This window comes from Lutibacter sp., assembly GCF_016342705.1.
In the GTDB taxonomy this organism is placed as follows: Bacteria; Bacteroidota; Bacteroidia; order Flavobacteriales; family Flavobacteriaceae; genus Lutibacter.
This window is the reverse complement of the sequence record NZ_JAEINV010000027.1, coordinates 1-7,722: the sequence shown is the minus strand read 5'-3', so window position 1 is coordinate 7,722 and position 7,722 is coordinate 1. Positions and strand designations below refer to the sequence as shown.

General features: G+C 30.4%; 7 protein-coding genes. 3 read left to right on the top strand and 4 right to left on the bottom strand.

Going from position 1 to position 7,722, the window contains the following annotated elements; genetic code table 11:
- Both JEY78_RS15610 and JEY78_RS15605 read left to right on the top strand, forming a co-directional pair.
- On the top strand, positions 1-1,252 hold a 1,252-nt coding region (locus JEY78_RS15610; protein WP_291853625.1), incomplete at its 5' end, for a hypothetical protein.
- Positions 1,245-1,838, top strand: coding sequence for a hypothetical protein (locus tag JEY78_RS15605; protein ID WP_291853622.1), 594 nt, complete (start codon positions 1,245-1,247; stop codon positions 1,836-1,838). The genes JEY78_RS15610 and JEY78_RS15605, both read left to right, overlap by 8 nt.
- A 169-nt stretch (positions 1,839-2,007) precedes the next feature.
- Here JEY78_RS15605 and JEY78_RS15600 read toward each other — a convergent pair whose 3' ends face one another.
- The 4 genes from JEY78_RS15600 to JEY78_RS15585 are packed head-to-tail and all read right to left on the bottom strand — an operon-like array spanning position 2,008 to position 4,884.
- Positions 2,008-2,730, bottom strand: a complete 723-nt coding sequence (locus JEY78_RS15600) for a head GIN domain-containing protein (protein WP_291853619.1) — start codon at positions 2,728-2,730, stop codon at positions 2,008-2,010.
- Positions 2,731-2,740: 10 nt separating this feature from the next.
- Positions 2,741-3,817 carry a hypothetical protein gene (locus tag JEY78_RS15595; RefSeq protein WP_291853617.1) on the bottom strand — a complete coding sequence of 359 codons (1,077 nt, stop codon included), beginning with the start codon at positions 3,815-3,817 and terminating at the stop codon, positions 2,741-2,743.
- The gene (locus JEY78_RS15590) at positions 3,801-4,343 is read right to left on the bottom strand and encodes a hypothetical protein (RefSeq protein WP_291853614.1); all 543 of its coding nucleotides are present in this window, start codon (positions 4,341-4,343) and stop codon (positions 3,801-3,803) included. The genes JEY78_RS15595 and JEY78_RS15590 overlap by 17 nt, the downstream gene beginning before the upstream one ends.
- A complete protein-coding gene (locus tag JEY78_RS15585) occupies positions 4,333-4,884 on the bottom strand; it encodes an RNA polymerase sigma factor (protein ID WP_291853611.1) in 552 nt (183 codons plus the stop codon). The genes JEY78_RS15590 and JEY78_RS15585 overlap by 11 nt, the downstream gene beginning before the upstream one ends.
- A gap of 234 nt (positions 4,885-5,118) precedes the next feature.
- Between JEY78_RS15585 and lon the strand changes: the two genes are divergently transcribed.
- On the top strand, positions 5,119-7,575 hold the full coding sequence (gene lon / locus JEY78_RS15580) for an endopeptidase La (RefSeq protein ID WP_291853608.1): 2,457 nt from the start codon (positions 5,119-5,121) through the stop codon (positions 7,573-7,575).
- Positions 7,576-7,722 lie beyond the last annotated feature (147 nt).

Sequence of the window (7,722 nt, the reverse complement as noted above, 5' to 3'; positions counted from 1 at the left end):
TGGTAATAGTTTTACGCCAACAGATCTTTTTGATTTAATGCCTGCTACTTATATAGCTGGAGCAATGGCTCAAATTGCAAATGGAATTACTGGAAGTATCAATGATGGACTGGGCTTACCATTTAATTTTCCTGCTATAACCGTACCGGAAACAGTTGTTTGGAATGAATATACTATTGTAAATGGAGGTTCTTGGACTACACCGCAAGCTTGTGGTGAAGTATGTGATCCTACGGGATTATTGGGCTGTGCAACAGTTTGTGTTCCACCTTGGTCAGTAACTTTAACTCTACCTAGAATATATATTCCAGGATTTACTATTCCTGAAATTCCAATAATACCTTATAATTTAGGTTTACCTGACCCTATTATTCCAAGAATTCCACAGATACCAACAGCAGGTTTACCTAGTTTAACAATGCCAAATGTTACTGCTGGTGTAGTAAGTAATTCTTTAACCAAAGAAAATCAATACATTACTTTTCAGGATAAAGATGGCAGAAGAACAGGAACCATTAGAGCACAATCTACTCAAGATTTTAGAGACAATACGGTGTTAGACAATGTGTATTTAATGAATGTAATGTCAAGTTTTGTAGGAATTGATTTATTAGATGGCGTAGTAGCTGGATTTACTTCAATTTCCAATTTAGTTGATCAATTCAATAAAATTGGTGTGGAATATTCTTCAGGACACGGGGATTATGCAGAATGGTTGGAGCGTGTAGATGTAAATGAGTATTTAACGGCAGGTGATATTGTGGCCGTACAAGGAGGTAAGATTACAAGAGATTTGACCAATGTTGAACAAATTATGGTGGTTTCACATAAACCAATAATTACTGGTAATATTCCTGAAGAAGGAAAAAATCATTTAGGGAATAATGTTGCTTTTATGGGGCAGATTCCTGTAAAAGTTATGGGTACAGTACAATCAGGTGATTATATAGTTGCGAGTACCGAAATTAAAGGATACGGAGTAGCAATTCATCCAGAAAACATGACAGCAGATGATTTTACATTAGCAGTGGGGCGTTCTTGGGATACTAGAACAGCTGGAGGACCAAAAATGGTAAATACTGTAGTAGGAATTCATAATGGGGATTGGAGTGCACAAGTAAAGGAAATTGAGAAAAGTCAAAATAAATTGGATTCTAAAATAGAATCTTTAGAACTTAAAATAAACCGTATCTCTCAAAAAATTAAAGTAGTAGAAATAAATGAAAAAAATTATGTCAGCAAAAATGAATAAGGTAATATATATAGCAGTTATATGTTTAGGATTAAATATGCCTATTTTTGGTCAAGTTAAAATTACTGATAAGGATGAACAAGTAACACTTTCTGCAAAGCAAGCTGAATTTCTTGATAAGAATGAGGAGTACATGAAAGAGTGGTTAAAAGAACTTCAAACTCCGGGAGTTTCAGTAGATAAGGATAAGATGACCTTTAATAAAGAAGCACAAAGACTTATAAATGATGTAGCTTATAGAAATTCAGTGTATAAAGATATATATACATATGATGATGTAAAAGTGAGTTTAGCTGCAGGTGAATACATTAAGGCTATTTGGCAATTATTGACAATATATCCAGAGCGTAAAGAACATATTTTACAATATATTTATGCCTATGATAAAGTGATACCTTCTGATGAGTTAGTGGTAAATGCATTTTATACCTACGCTTTTTTTGATCCTAGGATTACAACTATTGAAAATGGAAAACCAAACATTTATCGTCCAGATATTTTTGAAGATTATTTAAGACGTACAAAAGAAATAGTTAGCTACATCAACTATTTTAGAGAACAAGAAGTTAAGAAAGTTCAAAATTAAGATATTTTTTTTGATGATATAAAAATGGATATGAAGTTAAAACTGCATATCCATTTTTTAATTATAAATAAGTGACCTTATTAAATATTAGAAATTAGTAGTGTAAAATTAAGTACAGCTATCTCATTTCAATTAATAAGATTTTCAGCTTTTTTGATAACTATTTAATTTACCCTTTCTTTTTAACGGAACCTGATCCGGCAGATTTTACCTTCACAATAGATGGATTTCCAGAATAATAAATACTTCCAGAACCAGCTGATGATCCGTGAATCTCATTTGTAGCAGTTACTTTTGCGTTTCCAGAACCTGCAATTTTAATGGTAGTAATCTCTGATTTTAAATCGTACGCATTTACATTTCCAGAACCTGCAATACTTCCACTAAAATTATTGGTACTACCATTTAGTGTCATGTTTCCAGAGCCTGCAATGCTAGAATTTAAATTTTGGGTAGCTATTGCTAAGTTTATACTACCTGAACCAGCAATTGACAAATTTAAATCGGAAGTGTTAATAGGATCTTCTGAATTTATTTTACCTGAACCTGCTAAAGAAATTGCTTCAATTTCTTCAAAAGGAATGGTAATTTCAATGTTATTTTTTGATTGTATTTGGTATCCTTTTTTAGTTTTAATTTTTAATTCACCATTTTCAACTTCCGTAATAATATATTCTAATAAATTTTCATCCGCCTTAATGGTAATTTTACCTTCATTTCCTTCTATTAAACTAACATAAAATGCACCTGCAACACCAATTTTATCATAATCCGTAACAGATCTTTCAGTAGTGGTACTGTTGCCATTTCCTTTTATTTTCTTTGAATACATTTGTGCACTTAGTTGTGTGCTTAGAATAATTAATACCAATAAGCTTGTTATTTTTTTCATAATTTAAATTTTAGTTGTTAGAAAATGTAACACTTCCATAACTTGATTTTATAGAAATGGTTGAATTAGATGTAGGTTTATTATAATAACCCTCATAATATTTAGAGGAAGTATTGCTAATTTCTTTGTTGAAATTAAATCCAGCGGTTCCTTTTAAACTGCCATAACTTAAAGAGGCGTTTATGCTAAAAGCGTTTGTTGGGTTTACACCCAATTTAATGTGTGTATAGGAAGACTGTACTTTTACAACTTTAAAATTGCTACTTAATTCACTAATTTTTAGGGATCCATAATCTATTATAAAATCGGCAGTGCCAATTAATTTATTAATGGTAGTATGCATATAATCGCTATTTCCTTTTATATTTCCAGCATTTTCTACCTTTAAATCGCCATAATCACAGTTAAAATCTAAGTCTACCAACATTCCAAAAGAAATATGTGAGTAATCGGCATTTAGTTTTGTCCTTCCAGATTTTTCAATATGTAAAGTAGAATAATCTGCATTGATAGCGCCATCTTTCATATATTGAATTATTGAATTATTGGTGTAATCAATATTAATAGCATTTTGAGTGTTTAATAATTCACCAATATTTAATTTTCCATAATCGCAATTAATTTTTGAAGAGCCTTCTAATTTATCTATGTTTATGCCCCCATAATCATTGGTTAAATTCACATTATTAGTTACGGGCATTTTAATTAAATAATTAATTTCCATACTTACGTTATTGTTTTTCCCCCAAAAGCTCCAAGAATTAGAAATTTTTTCAATCATTGTTTTGGCAGAAACGCTGTTGCTGTTTCCACTAAAATCTATAGAAATGGCATCTAATTTGTCTTTTACTTTTTCTTCATCATCTCCATTTGTAGTAATGCTTACTTCAATACGAATAGTATTTTCATTCCAAGTTATAATATCAATGTTTCCATATTTGTTGGTAACATTTAAAGTGGCGTCTTTTAAAACGGTAAATTCTTTTTTAATCACTTTATTTTTAGTGTATTTCCAATCTTTAACACTTGCTGAAATTGCAAATGGGAGTAGCATAAAAACGATTAGAAATTTATATGTATTTTTCATTTTGTTGTTTTTTAAATTGTTTAACATCTTCAATTTGTGCTAATAAACGTTGTAATAATTCAATACGCTGCTGAAAATTAGAAATCATTGCGTAAATAATTCTTTGGTCTTCAGTACTTTCTTTGAGCTCTAAAGTAAGTTGGGTGTATTGTGTTTCAAGTTTATTAAGTTGTAGTAATGCATCATTAATAAGTTGTTCAGTATCGCTGTTTCGTTCTAGCGCTACGTTTTCTAATTCTTTTTGTATAGTTGCAACAAAATAGCTTTGTGTTTCTTCCATTTTAGGTGAAATACTTGCCAATTCTAAGCCATTATTTGAATAATTTTTACCAATCCAAATTCCAATAAAAAGTAATATGGAAGCGGCAATAGGCAACAAAAACAGACTTCTATTTTTCTTTTTAATAGAAGGCTTTTTTTGGTCTTTTAATTTTTTTTCAAACCTTTCAAAATGCCCACTGTTAGGCTCTTCAATATCAAATTTGTTTTCAAGGTTATTACAAATATGTTGTAAATTATCTTTCATCGTGTACAGCTAAAAGTTGTTTCAGTTTAGTTTTGGCTCTAGATATGGTTGTTCTGCTATTTTCGTAGGTGATATCCATAATTTGAGCAATTTCTTCATAATCATAGCCTTCCATAAAATGTAGCGTTAAGGCTACTTTGTAATTTGTTTTTAATTCATTTATTTTCTCAAGAATGTCTTTACATTGTATTCCACTGTAATCTTCATTTTCTTCAGGTTCGTCTTCGCTTAAAACAGCATATTCCAGAGGTTTGGTTTCTATTCTTTTATTCTTTTTTAAAGCGGTTATACTTTTATTAATCACTATTTTTTTTAGCCAAGCTCCAAAAGTTACATTTCCAATAAATGAATCTAGTTTTGTAAATGCTGACAAAAACGATTCCTGCATAATATCTTCTGCTTCAAAACTGTCATTTACAATTCTAATGGCTGTGTTATACATAGCCTTATAATATTGTTTATACACCTCAAATTGAGCATTGGTATCCCCTTTTTTACAAAGTTCAAGTAGTTGGTTAATATGTTGAATTTCTGTTTTCAAAAATCGATTTCTAATTAAAAGACAGTGGAATAATTGAACTGTTACACTTTTAGTTAAATTTATAAAAAAATAGAAGATGTTATTCTTAATTTTGGCATAACAATTGAAAAATAATAGTAGGACTTAGTGAAAATATTTTTTTAGAGTCTTGATAATCAATTTAATAAATGAATTTTATGTTTGTTGTTTCTTTTTTTTGAAAATAATAAATGACAAAATGACTAATTATATACTATGAGTAATACAAAATTTTTAAAACTGGACAATATGTCATTAGAAAACATATTAGATGATGATGCTGATTTAATACCTTTAATGACTCCAGAGGATGAAGAAGAAATTAATAAGGAAGATGTTCCTGAATTTTTACCCATATTACCGTTAAGAAATACAGTATTGTTTCCGGGCGTTGTAATTCCTATTACCGCAGGGAGAGATAAATCTATTCAGTTAATAAAGGAAGCCAACAAAGGCAATAAAATTATTGGTGTTGTTGCACAAAAAAATGAAGCAATTGAAGATCCAACAGTGAATGATATTCATAAAGTTGGTACGGTGGCTGTAATTTTAAGAATGCTTAAAATGCCTGATGGAAATACAACTGTTATTATTCAAGGTAAAAAGCGATTTGAAATTGAATCTATTGTACAGGAAAAGCCTTATTTTCAAGCGACTACAAAAGCTTGTGAGGAAGATAGAACTCAAGAGAAAGATGCGGAATTTGAAGCTATTATTGAGTCAATAAAAGAAATGGCAATAAGAATTATTAAAGAAAATCCGAATTTACCTTCGGAAGCTACTTTTGCAATTAAAAATATTGAAAGCAACCCATTTTTAATCAATTTTGTTTCGGCAAATATGAATTTAAAAGTAGAGGAAAAGCAAGAATTATTAGAAACTAATAATTTAAAAGAAAGAGCTTTACTTACCTTAAAAAAGATGGGAGCAGAGTTGCAACGTTTAGAGTTGAGAAACGATATTCAGTCTAAAACTAGAACGGATATGGATCAACAACAACGTGAATATTACTTACATCAACAATTAAAAACTATTCAAGAAGAATTGGGTGGTGTTTCTTTTGATGAGGAATTGGAAGAAATGAAAGTACGTTCTAAAACTAAAAAATGGACTAAAGAAGTACATGCTATTTTTGATAAAGAGTTAGGACGTTTGCAACGTATGAATCCTCAAATGTCTGATTATTCGGTACAACGCAACTATTTAGATTTATTGTTAGAATTACCTTGGAATGAGTATTCTGAAGATAAATTTGATTTAAAACGCGCTCAAAGAATATTAGATAGAGATCATTTTGGTTTAGAGAAAGTGAAGGAACGTATTATTGAACATTTGGCAGTATTAAAATTAAAAGGAGATATGAAATCGCCTATTATTTGTTTATACGGACCTCCAGGTGTTGGTAAAACTTCATTAGGAAAATCTATTGCAGAATCTTTAGGTAGAAAATATGTGCGTATGTCTTTAGGTGGTTTAAGAGATGAAGCTGAAATACGCGGACATAGAAAAACATACATTGGTGCAATGCCAGGTAGAATTATAAAAGATATTAAGAAAGCAGGAACTTCAAATCCGGTTTTTGTATTAGATGAAATTGATAAATTGGCGTCTTCAAGTCATAATGGAGATCCTTCTTCTGCAATGTTAGAAGTGTTGGATCCTGAACAAAATACGACGTTTTATGATAATTATTTAGAATTAGATTACGATTTATCTAAAGTATTGTTTGTTGCAACGGCAAACAGTTTATCAACTATTCCTTGGGCTTTAAGAGATCGTATGGAAATTATTAATGTTTCTGGTTATACTATTGAAGAAAAGGTAGAAATAGCAAAACGTCATTTAGTACCAAAGCAACTAAACGAACATGGGTTAACTAATGAGCATTTACAAATGGGTAAACGTGAGTTAGAAAAAATAGTGGAAGCTTACACACGTGAATCTGGTGTGAGAGGTTTAGAAAAACAAATTGCTAAAATGGTGCGTTATGCAGCTAAATCTATAGCAATGGAAGAAGTTTATGAACCAAAGGTTTCTGTTGAAATTATTGAGAAAGTTTTAGGGCCATCGCATTTAGAGCGTGATAAATATGAAAGTAATGATGTTGCTGGAGTTGTGACAGGTTTAGCGTGGACAAGTGTTGGTGGTGATATTTTATTTATTGAATCTATTATTTCAAAAGGTAAAGGAGGCTTAACAATTACTGGAAATATTGGTAATGTTATGAAAGAGTCTGCTACCATTGCCATGGAATATATTAAAGCAAATGCCATTGATTTTGGTATAAAACCTCAATGGTTAGATACTTATAAACTGCATATGCATATTCCAGAAGGTGCTACGCCAAAAGATGGACCAAGTGCAGGTATTACCATGTTAACGTCTATAGTTTCTGTATTTACACAACGCAAAGTAAAACCTAAATTAGCAATGACTGGAGAAATTACTTTAAGAGGAAAAGTATTGCCAGTTGGAGGAATTAAAGAAAAAATATTAGCAGCAAAACGCGCCAATATTAAAGAAATTATTTTGTGTAAAGACAATGAAAAGGATATTCTAGAAATTAAAGAATCTTATTTAAAAGGATTAAAGTTTCACTATGTTACAGAAATGAAAGAAGTAATTGATATTGCTTTAATGAAACAAAAAGTTAAAAATGCAAAAAAATTATAAGTAGCTTATAATTTAAAAAGTACATAATTTAAAAGAGCAGCCATTTGGCTGCTCTTTTTTAGTTTACAATACTGTCCCGTCCTAAAATAAGTTGACACAAAATCAACTTATTATGTATTATTCAGAGAAACCGCTTAAGAAGCGTAC

What these genes read in the sequence shown, in the direction of transcription:
- JEY78_RS15605 (WP_291853622.1), top strand. Translation starts at nt 1,245, where the DNA reads ATGAATAAGGTAATATATATAGCAGTTATATGTTTAGGATTAAATATG.
- JEY78_RS15600 (WP_291853619.1), bottom strand. Translation starts at nt 2,730, where the DNA reads ATGAAAAAAATAACAAGCTTATTGGTATTAATTATTCTAAGCACACAA.
- JEY78_RS15595 (WP_291853617.1), bottom strand. Translation starts at nt 3,817, where the DNA reads ATGAAAAATACATATAAATTTCTAATCGTTTTTATGCTACTCCCATTT.
- JEY78_RS15590 (WP_291853614.1), bottom strand. Translation starts at nt 4,343, where the DNA reads ATGAAAGATAATTTACAACATATTTGTAATAACCTTGAAAACAAATTT.
- lon (WP_291853608.1), top strand. Translation starts at nt 5,119, where the DNA reads ATGAGTAATACAAAATTTTTAAAACTGGACAATATGTCATTAGAAAAC.